This is a genomic window from Roseinatronobacter sp. NSM (assembly GCF_052379845.1).
GTDB lineage: Bacteria > Pseudomonadota > Alphaproteobacteria > Rhodobacterales > Rhodobacteraceae > Roseinatronobacter.
Map to the genome: position 1 here is coordinate 31,607 of NZ_JBQTCF010000027.1, position 20,422 is coordinate 52,028.

18 protein-coding genes are annotated in these 20,422 nt (G+C 61.2%); 11 read left to right on the plus strand and 7 right to left on the minus strand.

The genetic code is table 11. From position 1 onward, the window contains the following. Positions 1-24: 24 nt before the first annotated feature. The 5 genes from ACTZWY_RS14470 to ACTZWY_RS14490 are packed head-to-tail and all read right to left on the minus strand — an operon-like array spanning position 25 to position 5,997. A complete protein-coding gene (locus ACTZWY_RS14470) occupies positions 25-888 on the minus strand; it encodes an ABC transporter permease (protein ID WP_444791417.1) in 864 nt (287 codons plus the stop codon). Beyond that, a complete protein-coding gene (locus tag ACTZWY_RS14475; RefSeq protein WP_444791418.1) occupies positions 881-1,813 on the minus strand; it encodes an ABC transporter permease in 933 nt (310 codons plus the stop codon). Before ACTZWY_RS14475 ends, ACTZWY_RS14470 begins: the two co-directional genes overlap by 8 nt. Beyond that, the gene (locus ACTZWY_RS14480) at positions 1,810-3,483 is read right to left on the minus strand and encodes a dipeptide ABC transporter ATP-binding protein (protein WP_444791419.1); all 1,674 of its coding nucleotides are present in this window, start codon (positions 3,481-3,483) and stop codon (positions 1,810-1,812) included. Before ACTZWY_RS14480 ends, ACTZWY_RS14475 begins: the two co-directional genes overlap by 4 nt. Before the next feature lie 3 nt (positions 3,484-3,486). Beyond that, positions 3,487-5,058: an ABC transporter substrate-binding protein gene (locus ACTZWY_RS14485; RefSeq protein ID WP_444791420.1), complete on the minus strand. Its 1,572-nt coding sequence runs from the start codon at positions 5,056-5,058 to the stop codon at positions 3,487-3,489. 48 nt (positions 5,059-5,106) lie between these two features. Continuing rightward, positions 5,107-5,997 (minus strand): carbon-nitrogen hydrolase family protein, encoded by an 891-nt coding sequence (locus tag ACTZWY_RS14490; protein WP_444791421.1) that lies wholly within the window; start codon positions 5,995-5,997, stop codon positions 5,107-5,109. 130 nt (positions 5,998-6,127) lie between these two features. Here ACTZWY_RS14490 and ACTZWY_RS14495 point away from each other — a divergent pair, with 130 nt between their 5' ends. From ACTZWY_RS14495 to ACTZWY_RS14540, 10 genes are all read left to right on the plus strand, one after another. Continuing rightward, on the plus strand, positions 6,128-7,021 hold the full coding sequence (locus tag ACTZWY_RS14495) for a LysR family transcriptional regulator (RefSeq protein ID WP_444791422.1): 894 nt from the start codon (positions 6,128-6,130) through the stop codon (positions 7,019-7,021). A 98-nt stretch (positions 7,022-7,119) separates the two neighbouring features. Next, on the plus strand, positions 7,120-8,268 hold the full coding sequence (locus tag ACTZWY_RS14500; RefSeq protein WP_444791423.1) for an iron-containing alcohol dehydrogenase: 1,149 nt from the start codon (positions 7,120-7,122) through the stop codon (positions 8,266-8,268). A gap of 150 nt (positions 8,269-8,418) precedes the next feature. Further along, a complete protein-coding gene (locus ACTZWY_RS14505; protein WP_444791424.1) occupies positions 8,419-8,613 on the plus strand; it encodes a hypothetical protein in 195 nt (64 codons plus the stop codon). A 230-nt stretch (positions 8,614-8,843) separates the two neighbouring features. Then, on the plus strand, positions 8,844-9,932 hold the full coding sequence (locus ACTZWY_RS14510; protein WP_444791425.1) for a sensor histidine kinase: 1,089 nt from the start codon (positions 8,844-8,846) through the stop codon (positions 9,930-9,932). 41 nt (positions 9,933-9,973) lie between these two features. After that, positions 9,974-10,861 carry a LysR family transcriptional regulator gene (locus ACTZWY_RS14515; protein ID WP_444791426.1) on the plus strand — a complete coding sequence of 296 codons (888 nt, stop codon included), beginning with the start codon at positions 9,974-9,976 and terminating at the stop codon, positions 10,859-10,861. 89 nt (positions 10,862-10,950) lie between these two features. Further along, a complete protein-coding gene (locus ACTZWY_RS14520) occupies positions 10,951-11,427 on the plus strand; it encodes a formate dehydrogenase subunit gamma (protein WP_444791427.1) in 477 nt (158 codons plus the stop codon). Next, positions 11,424-12,944: a formate dehydrogenase beta subunit gene (locus ACTZWY_RS14525; RefSeq protein ID WP_444791428.1), complete on the plus strand. Its 1,521-nt coding sequence runs from the start codon at positions 11,424-11,426 to the stop codon at positions 12,942-12,944. The genes ACTZWY_RS14520 and ACTZWY_RS14525 overlap by 4 nt, the downstream gene beginning before the upstream one ends. 145 nt (positions 12,945-13,089) lie before the next feature. Then, positions 13,090-15,987: a formate dehydrogenase subunit alpha gene (gene fdhF, locus ACTZWY_RS14530; RefSeq protein ID WP_444791429.1), complete on the plus strand. Its 2,898-nt coding sequence runs from the start codon at positions 13,090-13,092 to the stop codon at positions 15,985-15,987. A 10-nt stretch (positions 15,988-15,997) separates the two neighbouring features. Beyond that, positions 15,998-16,819, plus strand: a complete 822-nt coding sequence (gene fdhD, locus ACTZWY_RS14535) for a formate dehydrogenase accessory sulfurtransferase FdhD (protein WP_444791430.1) — start codon at positions 15,998-16,000, stop codon at positions 16,817-16,819. Then, positions 16,809-17,015, plus strand: a complete 207-nt coding sequence (locus ACTZWY_RS14540) for a formate dehydrogenase subunit delta (RefSeq protein WP_444791431.1) — start codon at positions 16,809-16,811, stop codon at positions 17,013-17,015. The genes fdhD and ACTZWY_RS14540 overlap by 11 nt, the downstream gene beginning before the upstream one ends. A gap of 11 nt (positions 17,016-17,026) precedes the next feature. On the opposite strand, the gene ACTZWY_RS14545 is transcribed toward ACTZWY_RS14540, so the two are convergent. After that, positions 17,027-18,097 (minus strand): AbrB family transcriptional regulator, encoded by a 1,071-nt coding sequence (locus ACTZWY_RS14545; RefSeq protein WP_444791432.1) that lies wholly within the window; start codon positions 18,095-18,097, stop codon positions 17,027-17,029. Between the two features lie 132 nt (positions 18,098-18,229). Then, the gene (locus tag ACTZWY_RS14550) at positions 18,230-18,916 is read right to left on the minus strand and encodes a GntR family transcriptional regulator (RefSeq protein ID WP_444791433.1); all 687 of its coding nucleotides are present in this window, start codon (positions 18,914-18,916) and stop codon (positions 18,230-18,232) included. Between the two features lie 81 nt (positions 18,917-18,997). Here ACTZWY_RS14550 and uxaC point away from each other — a divergent pair, with 81 nt between their 5' ends. After that, positions 18,998-20,404: a glucuronate isomerase gene (gene uxaC / locus ACTZWY_RS14555; protein WP_444791434.1), complete on the plus strand. Its 1,407-nt coding sequence runs from the start codon at positions 18,998-19,000 to the stop codon at positions 20,402-20,404. Positions 20,405-20,422: the final 18 nt, after the last annotated feature.

The window sequence follows — 20,422 nt, forward strand, 5'->3', positions numbered from 1 at the left end:
GTTTCCTTGTTTCCAGGTGTGGGATCATGCGATCTGGCGACCGCGCAATGTGGGGTCCAGCCGGTCGCGCAGCCAGTCCCCCACCAACGAAATGGACAACGCCAGCAGGAAGATCAGCGTGCCGGGCAGAAGTGTCAGCCACCATGCGTTCAGCAGCCTGTCGCGCCCCTCGCTCATGATCTGGCCAAGGCTTGTCATGGGGGGCTGAACCCCAAGGCCCAGAAAACTAAGCGCGGTTTCCAGTAATATTGTCAGCGGCAGGTTTACGGTGAACTGCACCAGAATGACATTGAACACATTGGGCAGGATATGGCGCAGATAAATGCGCGCGGCCCCCGCCCCAAGAACCCGCTGCGCGGTAACATAGCCTTGGGTTTTTGCCGATAGCGTGGCCGCCCGGACCAGCCGCGCATAGGCTTCCCATCCTGTGAACCCGATCAGCAGCACCAAAAGGGTGAAACTGTTGTCAAACATCGCCAGAACAAACAGCGCCACCACAATGATGGGCAGGGATAATTGCACATCCACCGCTGTCATGATGGCGGCTTCCGTATAGCCGCGCCGCGCCGCCGCAATCAGCCCCAGCAGGGACCCGAATATGGTGCCGATCAGCGTGCCCACGACTGCCACCAGAAGCGTGATCTGCGCCCCCACAGCCAGCCGCGCGACCAGATCACGCCCGCGCGCATCCGTGCCCAGAATATAGTCTGACCCGCTGCCAAACAGGCCCGGTGCCTCCAGCCGGTGCATCAGGGCGGTTTCGCGGAACCCATATGGGGTCAGCCATGTGCCGAACATGGCAAACAGGACAAACAACGCCAGAAACCCCATCGACAAGCGCACGACGAACGGAATGCGCGCGGCTGATAATGTGGTGTGCTCAGCCATTTCTGCCCCCTCTCATGCGCGGATCAAGTGCCAGATACAGCAGATCAACCAGCAGGTTGGTTATGGTCATGACCAGCGCAATCATCAGCACGATGAATTGCAACACCGCGATGTCGCGGGTTTCCACCGACCGGATCAGCAATTGCCCCACGCCGGGCCAGCTGAACACCTGTTCTGTCACCACGGCCCCCGCCACAATACCCCCAAGGCTAAGGCCCAGCATGGTAACCACCGGAATGGCCGCGTTGGGGGCCGCATGGCGCAGCAACCGGCGCCGAAAGGGCACACCGCGCGCGGCAAGCGCTGTCATGAAGGGCTTGTTCAGTGTTTCCAGCAAGGACGAGCGCGTGAACCGTGCAAAAGACCCCATTGTGGCCAGTCCCAATGTCGCCGCAGGCGCCAGCAACTGGCCCAGAGTGCGCGTGGCCCCCGACCCGCCGAAATAGACCCCGAACACCAACGCCCCCGTCAGCACCACCAACAGCCCGAAAAAGAAATTCGGCATGGCAAAGGCAAAGACCGAAAAGGACATCACCATGCGGTCAATGGCCGAATTATGCCGCAGCGCTGCGATGGTGCCCAATGTGACACCCAGCACCACCGAAATGCCAAGCGCGGTCAGGCCCAGCAGCAAGGTTGCAGGCAACCTGTCCATGAACAGCGACGGTGCGCTGCGTCCGGTATGGATGGAATAGCCGAAATTGCCCTGAAACATGCCGCCGATATAGGACAGGTATTGTGTCCATAACGGTTGATCCAATCCCAGCCGCTGGCGGTATTCCTCGATCACGGCGGGGGGCGCATCTGGCGGGGCCAGCGCGACAGCAGGGTCGCCCGACAGGCGGATGAACAGGAAAACCAATGTCACCGCCACCAGAAGCGTGATGATCGCGCGCAAGGTCTTGAACAGGATAATCCGTGTCATGGGGCCACCCCGTCTGTGGGAAACTGTGCCTGCGCCGCCTGTGCCAACACCCCGGACAGTGCGAAATTCTGCCTGTCGGGCATCGCATCCAGCAACTGGCGGGTATAGTCCGCGCCGGGGGCGTCGAATATGCGCGCCATTGGCCCCTGTTCGACCACGCGGCCCGCGCGCATGACAGTAACATCGTCGCAAATGGCGCTGGCCACGCGCAAATCATGGGTGACAAACAAAATGGCGAATCCCAGCCGGTCCTGAAGATCGCGGAACAGGGCCAGAATTTGCGCCTGAATGGACACATCCAGCGCGGAAACCGCTTCATCTGCAATCAGGATTTCGGGTTCGGGGGCAAGGGCGCGCGCAATGCAGATGCGCTGGCGCTGCCCGCCGGAAAATTCATGCGGATAGCGTGCATAAGCGGCCGGCGTCAGCCCGACCAGTTCCAGCAGATCGCGCGCGCGGGCGCGGGCGTCATCGCGGCTGGCCCCGTGAATTTGCGCGGCTTCTGCAATGGTGTCGCCGATGCGCTGGCGGGGGTTCAGCGCGGTATAGGGGTCTTGCAAGACAATCTGGATGCGCTGCCGCAGGCTGCGGGGCAGGGTGCCGCCCCATATTGCGGTGTCTTGCCCGTCAATATGCACGCTGCCACTGTCAAACCGTTCCAGATGCAGCAGGCACCGCACGAAAGAGGATTTCCCAGACCCGCTTTCGCCGACAATGCCATGCGTCTGGCCGCGCCGCAGGTGCAATGACACATCGCGCACGGCCTGCACACGGGTATGGCCCAGCAAACCGGCAGGTTTGCGATAGGTCAGGGAAATATCGCGCGCTTCCAGCACAACCGGAGGGGGGGTGGGGCAGGGCGCCGCCCCCGGCCTGCGCTGCGGCAGGGCGGCCAGCAATTTGCGGCTATAGGGGTGCTGGGGCGCGGAAAAGAATTCATCACGGCGGCCCTGTTCCACGATGCGCCCATGCTGCATGACGATGACATGGTCGGCAATATCGGCCACCACGCCCAGATCATGGGTGATGAACAACAACCCCGACCCTTGGGCCTGTTGCAACCCCTTCAGCAGGCGCAGGATTTCGGCCTGTGTGGTGACATCCAGCGCGGTGGTGGGTTCATCCGCGATGATCAGCTTGGGGTCATGGGCCAGCGCCATGGCGATGACAATGCGCTGCGCCTGCCCGCCCGACAATTCATGCGGATAGGATTGCGCAATGCGGTCTGGGTCCGGCAGGTGGACGGCCTCCAGCAACTGGCGCAGGCGCGCGCGGCGCTGTGTGCGCTCGTGCATGCCATGAACGGCCAGCACTTCGTTGATTTGCGCACCCACGCGCATGATCGGGTCCAGACTGGCGGTCGGTTCCTGAAAGATCATGCCAATCTCGCGCCCGCGCAGGGCTTGCATGGCATGCGGCTGGTCCAGATCCAATGCGCGGCCACAAAAGCTGACCTGCCCTGAATGGCGGGTCAGGGCAGGCGGGATCATGCCCATGATGGCCTGCCCCGTGATTGATTTTCCCGATCCGCTTTCGCCCACCAGACAGACACATTCGCCCGCCTGCACTGTCAGCGAAATGTCCTGCACCGCAAAATCGCGGTCACTGCCATGGGGCAGCGCGATACTAAGATCGCGCAACCCAAGGACGGGGTGCCCTGCCTGTGTCATCGATCACTCGGTCAGGGTGACGTAGCGTTCATCGAACACAGTAACCTGTGTGCTGCCGGGGTCGAATTCCAGCCCGTCGCGCATGGCAAATGTCTGGACATTGCGCCACAGATACATTGCGGGCATCACATCTTCCCATTCGGCCAGCAGGTCCCTGTAGGCCGCATACCGTTCGTCAAATTCCTGCGCGCGCGCAAAACGCTGGCCCGCTTCAAGGAATCCTTCGGTCGGTTCCCATGTCCGGTGGCTGGCGATCACACGGTTGGACCCCGGCCCCCAATCCAGCCACAGCGGACGGTACGGGTCGCCGGTGAATTCTGACGACATCGACATATTCAGCAGGTGGAAGGGGCGTTCATAGGCCAGCGCGAAATTGTCCAGAATGCGGATTTCCACGTTTATGCCCAGATCGGCCCATTCCTCGACCATGAATTCGGCGGCAGTTTCATAATTGGGGAAGAACCCGCGCACGATATGCCAGCGCAGCGTTTCCCCGTTATAGCCACTGCGCGCCAGATACTCGGCAGCGCGTTCGGGGTCATAGCCATAGGTGGCCTGTCGGTCGGGGTCGTGGTAGTCGCCATATTCAGGAAAGTTGAAGGGTGTGGGCGCATAGGTGGCATCATCCCACAGCGCGCGCGCCAATGTGTCCATATCCACGGCCATGACCATGGCCTTGCGCAGATCGGCATCCATGATGGGGTTGTCTTCCATGCCGTCAATATCCAGCGTGTTGAACGCGAACATCGGGTAATTGCCCACCTGTGACACCAGCAGGTTAACGCCGTCGGTATTTTCCACAACGCTAAGCTGGTCGGTCGGGATGCTGACAATCAGATCAAACTCGCCGGAGACAAGACCGGCATAGCGCGTGGAGTATTCCGAAATCACATTCCAGCTGATGGAACTGAACAGCGGATCACTGCCCCAATACCCGTCAAAGGCTTCGGCGGTCAGGCGGGTGGATGGGTCGAAATCCACCACGCGGTAAGGGCCGGTCCCAACAGGGTTCTGGCCAAAATCGTCAGTGCCCACAGACTCGTAATACGCCTTTGGCAGGACAAACCCGATGGGGGTTGTCAGCCGCGCGATGAAGGTTGCGTCGGGGAATTCGGTTTCCAACTCGACTGTGTAATCGTCAATTGCTTCCACGCGCACCAGCCCACTGGCAAAACTTGCCCCGCGCGGTGCCATGGGTGCATCCCCCCACAGGCGTTCTGCCGACAGCGAGAACGCCACATCTGCGGCGGTCATGGGGTCACCATTGTGGAACGTGACCCCTTCGCGGATGGTCAATGTCCACACTGTATCCGATGTGCGTTCCCATGACGTGGCCAGTCCGGGGATAAGTTCATTCCCGTCAGGATCTTCAAAATAATTGCGCTGCACCAATGTCTCGAAGATATTGGAATGCACGCGCCCGCCGGTGGTGGAAATCCCGATCACGGGGTCCATCGTGGGCCACAGGTTGTCGACCGCGAAATTCAGTGTCGGGCGGTCTTGGGCGGCAACCAAAGCGGGGATGCTGACGCTTAGTGCCAGCGCGGAAGCGAAGCATAATCTTTTGAACAGCATGTTCAGGTCCTTCCTGTCAGGTTGGGGGGATGTTGGTTTTTCTTGTTATTATCGGTCGGCCGGTGCGCCCGGTTGCGGCAGTTCGGGTTTCGCATAGGGGCGTGTGTTTTGCAGCGCGGGGATCATTTGTCTGGCGCGGGTGACCGCATTCATGTCCAGATCAACAAGGGCGACGCCGTTTTCCTGTTTCATATCCACCAGCACTTTACCCCATGGGTCAATCACCAGTGAATGGCCCCATGTCTGGCGTCCATCGGCATGATGCCCGTTTTGCGCCGCCGCCACAACAAAACACCCGTTTTCAATGGCCCGCGCGCGCAGCAGAATTTCCCAATGCGCCTGTCCCGTGCTTAACGCGAAGGCAGAGGGCACAAACAACACTGTCGCACCTGCCTGTGCATAATCCCGAAACAGATGTGGAAACCGCAGGTCATAACAGATGGACAACGCGAACAGGCCCCAAGGGGTTCGCGCCAGCGCTGCGCGGTCGCCGGGCGCATAGCGGTCGGATTCGCGGCGCGGGGGTTCGCCGGGCAGATTGACGTCAAACAAATGGATCTTGTCATATTGCGCGACGATGCTGCCGTCAGGGGCAATCATATGTCCCCTGTTACGAAACCGTTCATCGGGCGGGTCCAGAACCGGGGTGGACCCGGTTTGCACCCAAAGGCCATAGTCGCGCGCGGTATCGCGGCAGGCCGCCAGAAAGGGATCGGTGTCTTCGGTCGTCACCGAATGGCGCGCAGATGCCCTGTCACGGTTCATCAAACCCGCCGCTTCGGGCAGCGCCAGAAGCTGTGCGCCCTGGTCCGCAGCCTGACGCGCAATGCCCTGCAAGGCGGCAATATTGTCGGCATGTGTGTTGGAGGACGTCGTTTGCGCAATGGCCAGTCGAAGCCGGGCTGTGTCGGTCGGGTCCAGTGGGGGCGTGCTGGTCATGTGCCTGCGTTCCTTCGACGGCGGTGTGCTGCGGTCTGGTGGGCCTTGGGGGCAGCGTAACAAGCTTGAATGAAATAAAAAAGTTCAATAAAGTCTGATTACCCAAGTTTTATTTGTGAATCGAGATGTGATGCGCGACCGATTGCCCCCGTTGCGAGCCATGCGCGTTCTGGAAGCGGTGTGGAAGCACGGCTCCATTGCGGCAGCGGCAGAAAACCTGAATGTCACGCAATCGGCCATCGGCCACCAGTTGCGCCAGATCGAGGAATGGTCCGGCGTGCGCCTGATGATCCGCGAAGGGCGGCGCGTTCAGCTGACCGATGCGGGCGAAAGTCTGGCGCTTGTGGTGCATCGCGGGTTCAGCGGCATTCGCCATGAAGTGGACCGCCTGACCATGCGCGAACGCCTGCCGGTAACGCTGGCGGCCATGCCCTTGGTGGCGCAGAACTGGCTGTTGCCGAACCTGCCGCACTTTCATGAACGCCACCCCAATGTGGCCTTGCATCTGGCAACCATCCAGTCCGACCAGCCCATGACCCCCGAACCTGATGTGACGATCCTGTTTTCACTAAGTGGCGATTTGCCCGCTGGCGCGAAACCCCTTGTCAATGGCAAGGCGATTCCGGTTTGCGCGCCGTCCTATCTGGCGCGGCACCCGATGCAAAATGACGCTGACATTCTGACGGCGCGATTGTTGCAGGACGAGGATTCGCGCATGTGGTCCGACTGGGCGAACGCGGCGCAATGCGCAGTGCCCGAACCGCCAACCAAGGGGCTGTTGTATCTGGCGGGGTCCAACCTGCTGACGGACGCAGCGCTTGCCGGTCATGGCGTGGCCATTTGCCGCGAAGCCCTGATTGCCAGCTATTTGCGCGATGGCCGCCTGATTGCACTGTCACAAACCGCAATCGATACAGAGGCCTGCTATTATTATACCCTGTCAAACGCGGGGCGAAAGCAAAGCACTGTGTCGCAGGTGGTGTCATGGTTGGGGGCACTGGCGCAGCGCATCCCCCACCGTTGACCCGCTGCGCACAATATCCCCCCTCGGATTTTGCGGGGAATGTGCTAATTAGCCCCCAAACACGCCGGGGGCGGGGTCGACAAGTGGGGATGATACAGATGCACAGGTCCAGTTTTTCGTTCAGCACGGCAGGGAAAATCCTGTTCGGGCGCGGGTGTTCGGACACAGCGCCCGCCCGCATTGCGCAAAGGGGCCGCAATGTGCTGTTGGTGCGCGGGCGCACTGGGGCGCGCAGCGCGTGGTTGCGCGCGGCATTGGAACAGCTTGGGTGTGATGTCGTTGAATTTGCCGTGGGCCATGAACCCGACCTGCCGCTTGTCAGTGCGGGAACCGTTGCCGCGCGGGGCGGTGCGCAGGTGGTTGTCGGCCTTGGGGGGGGCGCGGTCATTGACACGGCCAAGGCCATTGCCGCGCTGGCCCCTGCGCGCCGGCCCATCCTTGACCATCTGGAAGTTGTGGGCCAGGGCCTGCCGCTGGAGGTTGCGCCCTTGCCGGTTGTGGCCATTCCCACCACTGCCGGAACCGGCGCCGAAGTGACACGCAATGCTGTTATCACCGTGGCAGAACACCGGCGCAAAGTGTCCTTGCGCGACCCCGCCATGCTGCCTGCGCTGGCCATTGTGGACCCCGCATTGACGGATGGCACGCCGCGCGCGATTACACTTGCATCGGGGCTGGATGCTGTCACGCAGGTCATTGAACCCTATATTTCCAGCCGTGCAAACCCGATGACCGACGCGCTGTGCCGCAGCGCGATTGCGCCGGGTCTGGCTGCACTGCGCCAGTTGATTGACACCGGCGAGGAAGCGCGCGCGCGCGATGCGCTGGCATGGACCAGCCTATGCGGCGGGCTTGCGCTGGCGAATGCGGGCCTTGGTGTTGTGCATGGTCTGGCCGGTCCGCTGGGGGGGCTGTCAGGGGCGGCGCATGGCGCAATTTGCGGGGCGCTACTGCCCCACGGGCTGGCCGCGAATGCCGCGCATGCCAGCGATCCGGACTTGCTGGCCCGCCTTGAGGATGTGCGCGGCTGGATCGTGGCGGCACTGGGTGGCGCGCCACAGGGTGCGTTTGCGACGCTGGCACACTGGACGGCGCAGGCCGGGCTTGCGGGGTTGCACGCGCAGGGCATAAGCGATGCGGATGCACATTTGGCCGCGCAATCGGCGGCAACATCATCCTCGATGAAGGCAAACCCGGTTGTCCTGTCGGCCCGCGACCTGGCGGACGTGATGGCCGCCGCATGGTAATGCGCGGCAGCAGGGGCAAACCCGCCGCCCCTGCGCCATCACCGACAGGGGCGGGGCGCGCCGTGGTCCGCTGACAGCGCGTCCTTGTGTCTGCCCGCGCTGCTGCCTATGGTCTGTCGCTGGAAACCATTATGCGGCAGGGCCAAAGCGATGAAATTTTTTGACATGCAGCACCCGTTTTACCGCCCCATGTGGCGCAGGGTGGTCATTACTGCGCTATGCTTTGGGTGGGCGTTATTTGAATTTGCGACGGCAAACCCCTTTTTCGGCATTCTTTTCGGCGCAATCGCGGTTTTCTGCGCCCATCAGTTTTTCATTGCGTTCGACCCGAAAGACCCGGACTGAAACCAGCAGGCGGGTTGTGCGCGGGGCTTGGGGTATTCCGCCCAAAGCGCGGATGTCTGGAACAATGCGCTTGCGTCCTTGCGGGATATCGGCAATTTTTATTGGTGCGGAATGCCCCGTTGGGGTGTTCTGGTGACGTTTGAACAGCCCCCCAGCGCGAACAGGACGCCTTTTTGAATCCGATCAGTCCCCCGACAGTTTTCGACAATAGCAGGCATTTCGGAAGGTTGATGAACGGTCTAAGTGCCGCCTTGATGGCGCGGCGCAGTGTCCAGTTCGAACTTGCCTTCGGGGTGCTGGCGGCGGGGGTTGCGACTGCGTTGCGGTTCGCCCTTGATGACGTTCTGCCACCGGGGTTTCCTTTTCTGACGTTTTTTCCGGCGGTCATGCTGTCGCTGGTTTTCGCCTCCATACGGTGCGGTATTGCAGTGGCGGTGGTGTGTGGGCTGGTTGCATGGTATTGGTTCATCGCGCCGGTCGGGGCGCTGAGCCTGACAAGCGGGGCGTTGCTGGCGGTCGGGTTTTATGTGCTGATCACGGCCACGGATGTGTTGTTCATCTCGGCGGCGGTCTGGGCGTTGCAGGAACTTTCGCTGTCGCGTGCGAAAGCCACTGCGCTGGCGCAATCGCGCACGCTGATGTTTTCGGAATTGCAACACAGGGTGTCCAACAATCTGGCGACCATTGCGGCCTTGTTGCGGTTACAGACATCGCAAACCAAGGACGCGGAAGCGCGGCGCGCGTTAACGGCGTCTCAGGCGCGGATCACGTCAATATCGCGGTTGCAACGCCGACTGCATTCGATTGATGTGCAGGCCGTGGACGCGGGCGACTACCTGCGCGAAGTGTTGCAAGATACCCTTGAAGTTGCGAAGGAATCTGCACCCGTCGCATTGACCCTGAAGGCTGCGCCGTTGCGCCTGCTGAACGGGGCGGCGGTTCCGCTGGGGCTGATTGCCAGCGAATTGATGATGAATTCCATCGAACACGGCGCTGCGCAAACAGGCAAAACCATCGTTGATGTGGCGCTGAGTGTCGCCCCCCCTGATGAGGACGGGAAAATTGCCGCCATGCTGGAAATGCGCGATAACGGGCCGGGCCTGCCGCCTGAATTCGATCTTGACGCCTCTGACAGTCTGGGGCTGACAGTGGCGCGGCAATTTGCAAAGGTGCTTGGCGGGGATCTGACGCTAAGCCGCGTGGCCGCCGGCAGCGGAACGCTGGCCAGATTGCGCTTCACCGTTCCCGCCGCCGACGCCGCGGCCCCGCCCAGCCCCGATTTTGCCACTGAGCAAGATATCTTGCACCGCATCGCCTGACGGGTTCAGGCGGCGCGACCCCGATCAGGAAAAGCGTTGTCATGCTTGATAAGCTGGAAATGTTCATTGCTGTCGCGCGCGAAGGGCATTTTGGCCGCGCGGCCACCAGTCTGGGCATTACCCAACCGTCGCTGTCCAATGGCATAAAGCATCTGGAAGAACAGCTTGGCGTGCAACTGGTGTTTCGGGGGTCGCGCTATGGCGGGCTGACACCGGAAGGGCAGGCCGCGCTGGTCTGGGCGCGGCGCATTGTGGGTGACAGCCGCCAGTTGAAGGAAGAAATGCGCTTCAAGCGGCATGGCCTGTCAGGGCGGTTGCGGGTTGCGGTTATTCCTACAGCGCTGACATGGGCGGCGCGGCTGGCCGCAAAATTCAGCGCGAAACACCCGAATGTGCGGCTCACCATCCTGTCGCGCACCTCGGTCGAGATATTGTCGATGCTGGACAATCTGGATGTGGATGCGGGCATCTCATATCTGGATAACGAACCCATGGGCCGCGTCAGCACCGAACCATTATACGAAGAACGCTATCTGCTGGTATGCGATGCCGCATCGCGGTTTGCAGGGCGTGACAGTGTGGGGTGGGAAGAATTGCGCGCGCAGCGTCTGTGCCTGCTGACGCCTGACATGCAAAACCGCAGGATCATCAACCGCAATTTCGCCGATGTGGATATTGACCCCGAAACATGGATTGAGGCGAATTCGACCGTGGTTCTGATGGCCATGGTCGCAGAAGGGGGCTGGATGACGGTGATGCCCGAAGACAGCGCGCGGTTTCTGGCTAGCGGCAAGGCCGTCTGCACCATTCCGCTGCACGGTGCGGCGACGCCCCATGTCGTGGGGCTTGTGGCCCCATGGCGCGAACCCCACACCCCGGTTCTGGACGCCCTTCTGCGCGAGGCGCGCCAGTTATCCACCGTGCATTGATAGCTGTTGGCTATCAATCAACAGAAAACAAATATTGATTTCGTATGGTGGCTTGTGATTTGGTCGTCCAAACACCAACGAGGCCAGCCATGACCCTTTCCGCGCCAGCCCCCGATCTTGAGGATATGCGCGCCATTATCGCGCAGCATACCCATCTTGAAGGCCCGCTTTTGCCAATATTGCACGCGCTTCAGGACGCATTCGGGCATGTCCCCGACGCGGCCAGCCCGCTGATTGTTGAGGCATTGAATATTTCACGCGCTGAATTGCATGGTGTCATCAGCTTTTACCATGATTTCCGCGAAACCCCCGCCGGTCGGCATGTTCTGAAGATTTGCCGCGCCGAAGCCTGTCAATCCGTGGGCGCGAATGCGCTGGCAGAAGCGACCTTGCACAAGCTGGGCATAGACTGGCACGGCACAACCGCCAATGGCGCGGTCACGGTGGAACCCGTTTACTGTCTGGGTCTGTGCGCCTGTGGCCCGGCGTTGATGCTGGATGACAAGGTGATGGGCCGCGTGGACGCTGCAAAACTGGATAAATTGCTGGCAGAGGTGGGCGCATGAGAATTTACGTTCCTGCAGATAGCGCAGCGCTGGCCCTTGGCGCGGATGATGTTGCCGCCGCGATCATGGAACAGGCGCGCGCGCGCGGGGTGTCCGTGGAGTTGGTGCGCAACGGCACGCGCGGCATGATCTGGCTGGAACCGCTGGTCGAGGTTGAGCTGGAGGGCCAGCGCCACGGCTTTGGCCCTGCCACGCCGCAAGACGCGGGCGCAATCCTTGATGGCACCAGTGACAAGGCGCTTGGCCCTGTGGACAAACTGGACTGGATGCAGCGCCAGACCCGCCTGACATTTGCGCGCTGCGGGATCATCGACCCGCTGTCGCTGGACGATTATCAGGCGCATGGCGGGCTTGCGGGCCTGAAGCGTGCCATTGCCATGACCAGCGCGCAGATTGTGGAGGAAGTCACAATATCGGGCCTGCGCGGGCGCGGTGGGGCGGGGTTTCCAACCGGCATCAAGTGGAACACTGTGCGGCAGGCGCAGGCCGTGCAGAAATATATTGTCTGCAATGCGGATGAAGGGGACAGCGGCACATTTGCTGACCGCATGATCATGGAAGGCGACCCCTTCACGCTGATCGAAGGGATGATTATTGCGGGTCTGGGCGTGGGGGCGACGCGCGGATATGTCTATCTGCGCTCGGAATACCCGGATGCGATTTCGGTGATGACGCGCGCAGTGGACATTGCGCGCGCCGCCGGTGTGCTGGGGCCGGACGTGCTGGGATCTGGCCGCGCGTTTGATCTGGAAATCCGCAAAGGGGCCGGTGCCTATGTCTGCGGTGAAGAAACCAGCCTGCTGAATTCGCTGGAAGGCAAGCGCGGCGTGGTGCGTGCCAAACCGCCCCTTCCGGCGCTGGAAGGGTTCCTTGGCCAGCCCACTGTCGTCAATAACGTGATTTCACTGGCCACAGTGCCGGTGATTTTTGAAAAAGGCGCGCAGTTTTACGCGGATTTCGGCCTTGGCCGGTCGCGCGGAACCGTGACGCTGCAGATTGCGGGCAACGTGGCGCGCGGGGGGTTGTTTGAAACGGCGTTTGGCATGTCGCTGGGGGATGTGGTCACTGACATTGCGGGCGGCACGGCCAGCGGCAGGCCCGTGAAGGCCGTGCAGGTGGGCGGGCCGTTGGGGGCCTATATGCCCGTGTCAAAATTTGACACAGCGCTGGGATATGAAGAATTTGACGCCGCAGGCGGGCTGATCGGGCATGCCGGACTGGTGGTGTTTGACGACAGCGCCGATATGTTGCGGATGGCGCGGTTTGCGATGGAATTCTGCGCGGTGGAAAGCTGCGGGAAATGCACACCGTGCCGCATTGGGGCGGTGCGCGGGGTGGAAACCATCGACCGGATTGCGGCAGGGGACGGCGCGGCCATTCCGTTGTTGACCGACCTGTGCGAGACGATGAAGGATGGATCGCTTTGCGCGCTTGGCGGGTTCACGCCGTTCCCTGTGATGTCGGCGCTGACGCATTTCCCCGATGATTTCGCGCGCGTGAAGGAGGCGGCGGAATGATGCCGGACTGTATATTGCGCCGCGCTGCGCGCGCCACCCCGGCGGGGGGCGTTGCCCCCCGTTGCCAATCCGTGCAGGAACCGATGGCGCACCGATTGGCAACCCCCCTGAGTATTTTTGGCAAGATGAAGCAAAGGTTTGTCCAATGAAAGATTTTGTCATTCCGTTTGATGACCGTGATCTGGGCACCCCTGCGCGGGAGGGGGCGGCCGTCACGTTGTCGATTGACGGGTTTGATGTGACGGTGCCAGAAGGCACGTCTGTGATGCGCGCGGCGGCGCTGGCGGGCCTGTCGATCCCGAAACTTTGCGCGACCGACAGCGTGGAGGCGTTCGGGTCTTGCCGGTTATGCGTGGTCGAGATTGAGGGGCGGCGCGGCACGCCCGCATCTTGCACAACGCCTGTTGCGGCGGGCATGGTGGTGCACACCCAGAACGAGAAGTTGCGCAAGCTGCGCCGCGGTGTGATGGAGCTGTATATCAGCGACCACCCGCTGGATTGCCTGACCTGTGCGGCCAATGGCGATTGCGAATTGCAGGATATGGCGGGCGCTGTGGGGTTGCGCGATGTGCGCTATCAGGCGCCCGAGGGTGGCGCGCTGGCCAATCATTTTGCGCCGCGTGACACCAGCCTTGAGCCAAATCGTGATTACCTGCCCAAAGACGACAGCAACCCGTATTTCACCTATGACCCGGCGAAATGCATTGTGTGTTCGCGCTGTGTGCGCGCCTGCGAGGAAGTGCAAGGCACATTTGCGCTGACGATTGAAGGGCGCGGCTTTGACAGCCGCGTGTCGTTCGGGGCGAAATCCGACACGGCGCTGGCGTCTGATTGCGTATCTTGCGGGGCTTGCGTGCAAGCCTGCCCGACGGCCACATTGCAGGAAAAATCCGTGATCGAATTGGGCACGCCCACGCGATCGGTGATTACGACCTGCGCCTATTGCGGGGTGGGTTGTTCGTTCAAGGCGGAATTGAACGGCGACCAGTTGGTGCGCATGGTGCCCTATAAGCATGGCAAGGCCAATCGCGGCCATAGCTGCGTGAAGGGGCGGTTTGCCTATGGCTATGCCAATCATAAAGACCGCATTTTGAACCCCATGATCCGCGACAGCATTGACCAGCCCTGGCGAGAGGTCAGCTGGGAGGACGCGCTGTCCTTTGCTGCCACAAAAATGCGCGGTATTCAGGCGCAATACGGGCGCAAATCTGTGGGGGTGATCACCTCCAGCCGTTGCACCAATGAAGAAACCTATCTGGTGCAGAAACTGGCGCGCGCGGTGTTTGGCAACAATAACACCGACACATGCGCGCGGGTGTGCCATTCGCCCACTGGCTATGGGTTGGGCCAGACATTCGGCACCAGCGCGGGCACGCAGGATTTCGACAGCGTGGAGCAGGCCGATGTCATCATGGTGATTGGTGCCAACCCGCATGCAGGCCATCCGGTATTTGCCAGCCGCATGAAAAAACGCCTGCGCGCGGGTGCGAAGCTGATTGTTGTGGACCCGCGGCGCACTGAAACCGTGCAAGGCCCGCATTACAAGGCCGCGCATCACCTGCCCTTGCGCCCTGGCACCAATGTGGCGGTGGTGACCGCGATGGCACATGTCATTGTCACCGAAGGGCTGATGGATGAGGATTTCATTCGCACCCGCTGTGACTGGGACGAATTCCAGCATTATGCCGAATTCGTGTCCGACCCGCGCCACAGCCCCGAAGCCACCGCATTGCTGACCGGCGTGCCCGCATCCGAATTGCGCGCGGCGGCACGGTTGTTTGCCACCGGCGGCAATGGCGCCATTTATTACGGCTTGGGCGTGACCGAGCATTCGCAAGGGTCCACCACCGTGATGGGGATTGCCAATCTGGCCATGCTGACCGGCAATGTCGGGCGGCGCGGTGTGGGGGTGAACCCGCTGCGGGGCCAGAACAATGTGCAGGGGTCGTGCGACATGGGGTCATTCCCGCATGAATTGCCCGGCTACCGGCATGTCAAATTGCCCGAAGTGCGCGCGATTTTTGAATCCGCCTGGGGTGTGGAAATTGACCCTGAACCGGGCCTGCGCATTCCCAATATGCTGGATGCGGCCGTGTCAGGCACGTTCAAGGGCCTGTATTGTCAGGGCGAGGATATTCTGCAATCGGACCCTGACACCAAACATGTGGCCGCAGGGCTGGCGGCGATGGAATGTGTCATTGTCCATGACCTGTTCCTGAATGAAACTGCCAATTACGCGCATGTGTTCCTGCCAGGTTCAACTTTCCTTGAAAAGGACGGGACATTCACCAATGCCGAACGGCGCATCAACCGTGTGCGTCAGGTGATGGCCCCGCGCAATGGCTATGCCGATTGGGAAGTGACGCAGCTTCTGGCCAATGCGATGGGCGCGAACTGGCGCTATACCCACCCCAGCCAGATCATGGATGAAATTGCGCTGACAACACCCAGTTTTGCAGGTGTGGATTATGCCACGCTGGAAGAAAAAGGGTCGGTGCAATGGCCCTGCAATGACGCAAACCCCGATGGCACGCCGCTGATGCATGTGGACGGGTTTGTGCGGGGCAAGGGGCGGTTCATTGTGACCGAATATGTGGCCACGGATGAAAAAACCGGCCCGCGGTTCCCGCTGCTGCTGACCACAGGGCGCATTTTGTCGCAATATAACGTGGGCGCGCAGACACGGCGCACGGAAAACGTGGTGTGGCATGATCAGGATTTGCTGGAAATCCACCCCCATGATGCGGAACTTCGCGGCATTTCCGACGGGGATTGGGTCAAGCTGGCCAGCCGGTCAGGGGAAACCACGCTGCGCGCCACCCTGACCGACAGGGTTAGCCCGGGGGTGGTCTATACCACGTTCCACCACCCCGAAACGCAGGCGAATGTCATCACCACGGATTATTCCGACTGGGCCACAAACTGCCCGGAATACAAGGTGACGGCCGTGCAGATCAGCCCGTCAAACGGTCCGACAGAATGGCAGGAAGACTATCAGGCGCAGGCCGCGCGGGCGCGCCGCATCCTGCCCGCCGCAGAATAGGCCGATGGCCATGCCGCACGCCCCAGCCGCCAGCATGTCGGGCCTGTCCGTCCATAGTGACGGACAGCGCGACATGTGGCGCACCTTGCCCGACGAGGTTCCGGTGGCGCTGGTGTTTGACGGCACGACCCTTGCGGTGATGATGGCCAGCCCGGCGGATATTCATGATATGGCCATTGGCTTTGCCCTGAGTGAGGGGATTATTGCCACCGCAGGGGATGTGCAGGATTTTGAGCTGGCCCAGCACCCGCAAGGGCTGGAGGCGCGGCTTTGGTTGCGCAACGACCAGTCCGAAGCGCTGGCGGCGCGCCGCCGGTTCATGGCGGGGCCTGTCGGGTGTGGTTTATGCGGAATTGACAGTCTGGAACAGGCCACCCGCCCCTTGCCCTATGTGCCCGATACCGGCTTGCGGCTGGCACGCGAGGCCGTTGCGCATGCAGGCCACGCGCTGGCCGCGCGCCAGCCGCTGCGCGACCAGACAGGGGCCACCCATGCGGCGGGTTTCATGGCGCGTGACGGGCGCATTGTTCTGGCCCGCGAGGATGTGGGGCGCCATAACGCGCTGGACAAGCTGATCGGGGCCATGGCACGCGCGGGGCTGGATGTGGGGCAGGGGGCTGTCATCATGACCAGCCGTCTGTCTGTGGAACTGGTTCAGAAATGCGCCATGGCGGGGTGTCCGGTGCTTGTTTCCGTATCCGCGCCAACCGCTGCCGCTGTGCGACTGGCCGAAGGTGCGGGGATTACTGTTGCCGCCTTTGCCCGTGGCGGCGGGTTCGACATTTTCGCGCATCCCGCGCGCATTATCACAAAGGTATCCGATGCAGCCTGACAAACTGGTCTATATGGCCAACCAGATCGCCACTTTCTTCAAGTCGCAACCCGGCAATGACGGGGCCGAACGCATTGCCAGCCATCTGCGTGATTTCTGGGACCCGTCCATGCGCGCATATTTGTGTGAACTGGCCAAACAGGACGACATTGCGATGGATGAAAATGTCCGCAAGGCAGTTGCGCTGCTGACCTGACGCGGTTGCAGTCAGTCCCGTTTGGGCGGGGTCCAATGGGTCAGGCGCGCGGTAATGCGCGTCAGCAAGGGCGCTGACGGGATGATGATAAAAATGCGCGTGATGTGATAGGCCGTCACCAGCGCCACACTTTCTTGCAGCACCTTGGCCGTTAGCGCCATTTCCGTCACACTGCCCGGTGCGGTTGCCAGAACCATGGCCGACCAACTGGTGCCGGTGACCACCGACAGCGCAATTGCCAGCGCCAGACACAAGACAATCATCAACAATGTGGACAGCAACGCCGCCGGGACAAACCGCCCTGCGCGGCGAAACAACTCCCGGTTTATGACAGCGCCAAGCCATACACCCAGAAACACCTGCGCCCCCGCAAGCACCACATAGGGCGTGGCCGTCACTGGCAACCCCAGCGCTGCCGCCACCGCCGATGCAGCCAGCGGCCCAAGGAAAAACGGGTTCGAGACGCGCAGCATCTTGAACGCGAACGCGCCCAGAACGGCCAGTGCAATCAGCAGCGTCGCCCCGGTGGGTGTCCAGTGCATGTTGCGCAAGGTTTCGGACGGGTCGGCCACGCTGCCATCGATCAGCAAAATGGCCGGTGGGATCAACAACACAAGCGCCATGATCCGCAATGTCTGGGCAAAGACAACAGGGCCGGGGTTTACCCCGTAGCGCTGCGCCAGATGGGCTGATTCCACAGGTCCCATGGGCACCGACGCCAATGTGGCGGTCATTGCGTCCACGTCCGACAGGCGCATCAACACCCATGCAACCAGAAATCCGGCCGCAATTGTCAGCAAGGCGGCAATCACCATGGGCACGAACATTGCCCCCAACGATTCCAGCGCCGCCGGGGTAAAGGCCAGCCCGACAGACCCTGCAACCACGATCTGCCCTGCCGGGCGTGTCATGGCAGGGGCCTTGATCTGGACACCACCAAGGCTGATGCCGGTGGAAAACACCAAGGCGCCGATCATCCACGGCAATGGCACATGCACCTGCGCGGCCATCCAGCCTGTGCCCGCGGCACCCAGATAAATTGCGCTGATTTTTGCATATCTGCCCGAAACGGACTGCTGCATCGGGAAACCCCGCAGGTGGCTTGATGTGTGTCTAGCCCAAGTCGAAACGCGGCGCCAGATGAAAACTTCACTTGTGTATAAATTCGGCGCAACCACAGGCGCGCCATGCGCGGGCGGGCACGACCTGTCAGGTCAGAACACTTCCGGCTGGTTGACTTGCAGCCAGTCTATGATCTGGCCTATATGGCCAAGATGGTGTTTCACCGCCGCCGCTGCCCTGTCGCTGTCGCGGGCCTTCAGGGCGATCAGAATGTCGTGGTGTTCCGTCAAGACGCGGGGCGCCCCGAAGGACAGGCTAAGATACCGCGCGCGGTCCATATGGCCCTTGTTGTCCTTGATCAGGGTCCAGCCGAACCCAAGCCCTGCATAGGTGCAAATATCATGATGAAACTGGTCATCCAGCGCATGGAAGCCTGTCTTGTCATCCAGGTGCATCGCATTTTCTTGCAAGGCCAGAACATCCTGCAAGGCCGCAAAATGGGACGTGTCCAGTTTTTGCGCCGCCACGCGCATGGTCGCTTCTTCCAACGCGCTGCGAATGAAATAGGCCTGCATGATCGCATCTTTGGAAATGGGCGTTACAGTGGTTGCGCGTTGCGGTCTGATCTGGATGAAGCCCAGTTGCGACAGCCGATAAAACGCATCGCGCACGGGTTGGCGCGATACGCCCAGTTGCGTGGCCACTTCGGCTTCCGACAGCTTGGTGCCGGGCGGCAGTGTCAGGTTGATGATGCGGTCATACAGCAGATCAAACACCTGATCAGCCATGCTGCGCGGGTGCTGTGTATCAAGCGACGGAAGAAGTGGCGATGTGCTCATAGCCGGAATATCTACATCCCTTGACCCAACCTGTAAACTAGAATATTAGTCGCGCACACATCCCCCGAACCAGAGGTGCAAATGCCATTGCTGCACGAAGACCGCCTTTTTCCTGTTGAAGGGCGCGCCCGTGACATTGCGCGCGCGCTGTATGCGGATATCCGCGATTTGCCGATCATCAGCCCGCATGGCCATACAGACCCGCGCTGGTATGCGGAAAATGCGGCGTTTCCGGACCCCGCGCAGCTGTTTGTCACGCCGGACCATTATGTGTTTCGCATGCTGTGTTCACAGGGCATCGCGCTGGACAAACTGGGGGTGCCGCGTGCTGATGGCGGGCCAGTTGAAACCGATGGCCGCAAGATATGGCGGTTATTTGCGCAGAATTACCACCTGTTCCGGGGCACGCCGTCACAGATGTGGCTGGATTATTCGTTCCAGCATGTCTTCGGGATTGACCGGCGGCTGAATGCGGACAGCGCGGATTGGTATTATGACCATATCGCCGCATGTCTGGCCAAGCCCGAATTCCGCCCGCGCGCCTTGTTTGAACGTTTCAACATCGAAGCGATTGCCACGACCGAAGCGGCCACTGATGATTTGCGCTGGCACCGCATGATCCGCGACAGCGGTTGGACGGGCCGCGTTGTCACGGCCTATCGCCCTGATGGTGTGATTGACCCCGAAGCGGATGGGTTTGCCGAAAATGTCGCCCTGATGGGCGAACAAACCGGCGAAGATACCACCACTTGGGCCGGTTACCTGAACGCACATCGCGCTAGGCGGGCGTATTTCAAGGAATTCGGCGCAACCTCAACCGATCACGGCCACCCCACGGCCCGAACCGAGGATTTGCCAAGCGCGGATGCGGCGGCGCTGTTTGAAAAGGCCCTGCGCGGCACTTGCACCGCGCAGGACGCGGACACCTTCCGCGCGCATATGCTGACGGAAATGGCCCGCATGAGCCTTGATGACGGGTTGGTGATGCAAATTCATCCAGGATCGCACCGCAACCATTCCGACGCGGTCAGGGCCATATATGGGCGCGACAAGGGGTTCGATATCCCCACCCGCACTGATTATGTTGCGGCGCTGCGCCCGCTGCTGAATGCTGTTGGCATGCGCGCCGACCTTACATTGATTTTGTTCACACTGGACGAGACATCCTATACCCGCGAACTGGCCCCCTTGGCGGGTGTTTACCCCTGCCTGAAGCTGGGTCCTGCATGGTGGTTTCATGACAGCCCCGAAGGGATGCGCCGGTTCCGCGAAATGACCACTGAAACCGCAGGATTCTACAACACAGTGGGCTTCAACGACGATACGCGCGCCTTCTGTTCCATTCCGGCCCGCCATGATGTGGCGCGGCGGGTTGATTGCGCCTATCTGGCAACGCTTGTTGCAACGGGCCGCCTGTCGGAAAGTGATGCGCCCGAATTGGCGCATGATCTGGCCTACCGGCTGGCAAAACGCGCCTATAACCTGTGACCGGCGGCGCAGTCGGGC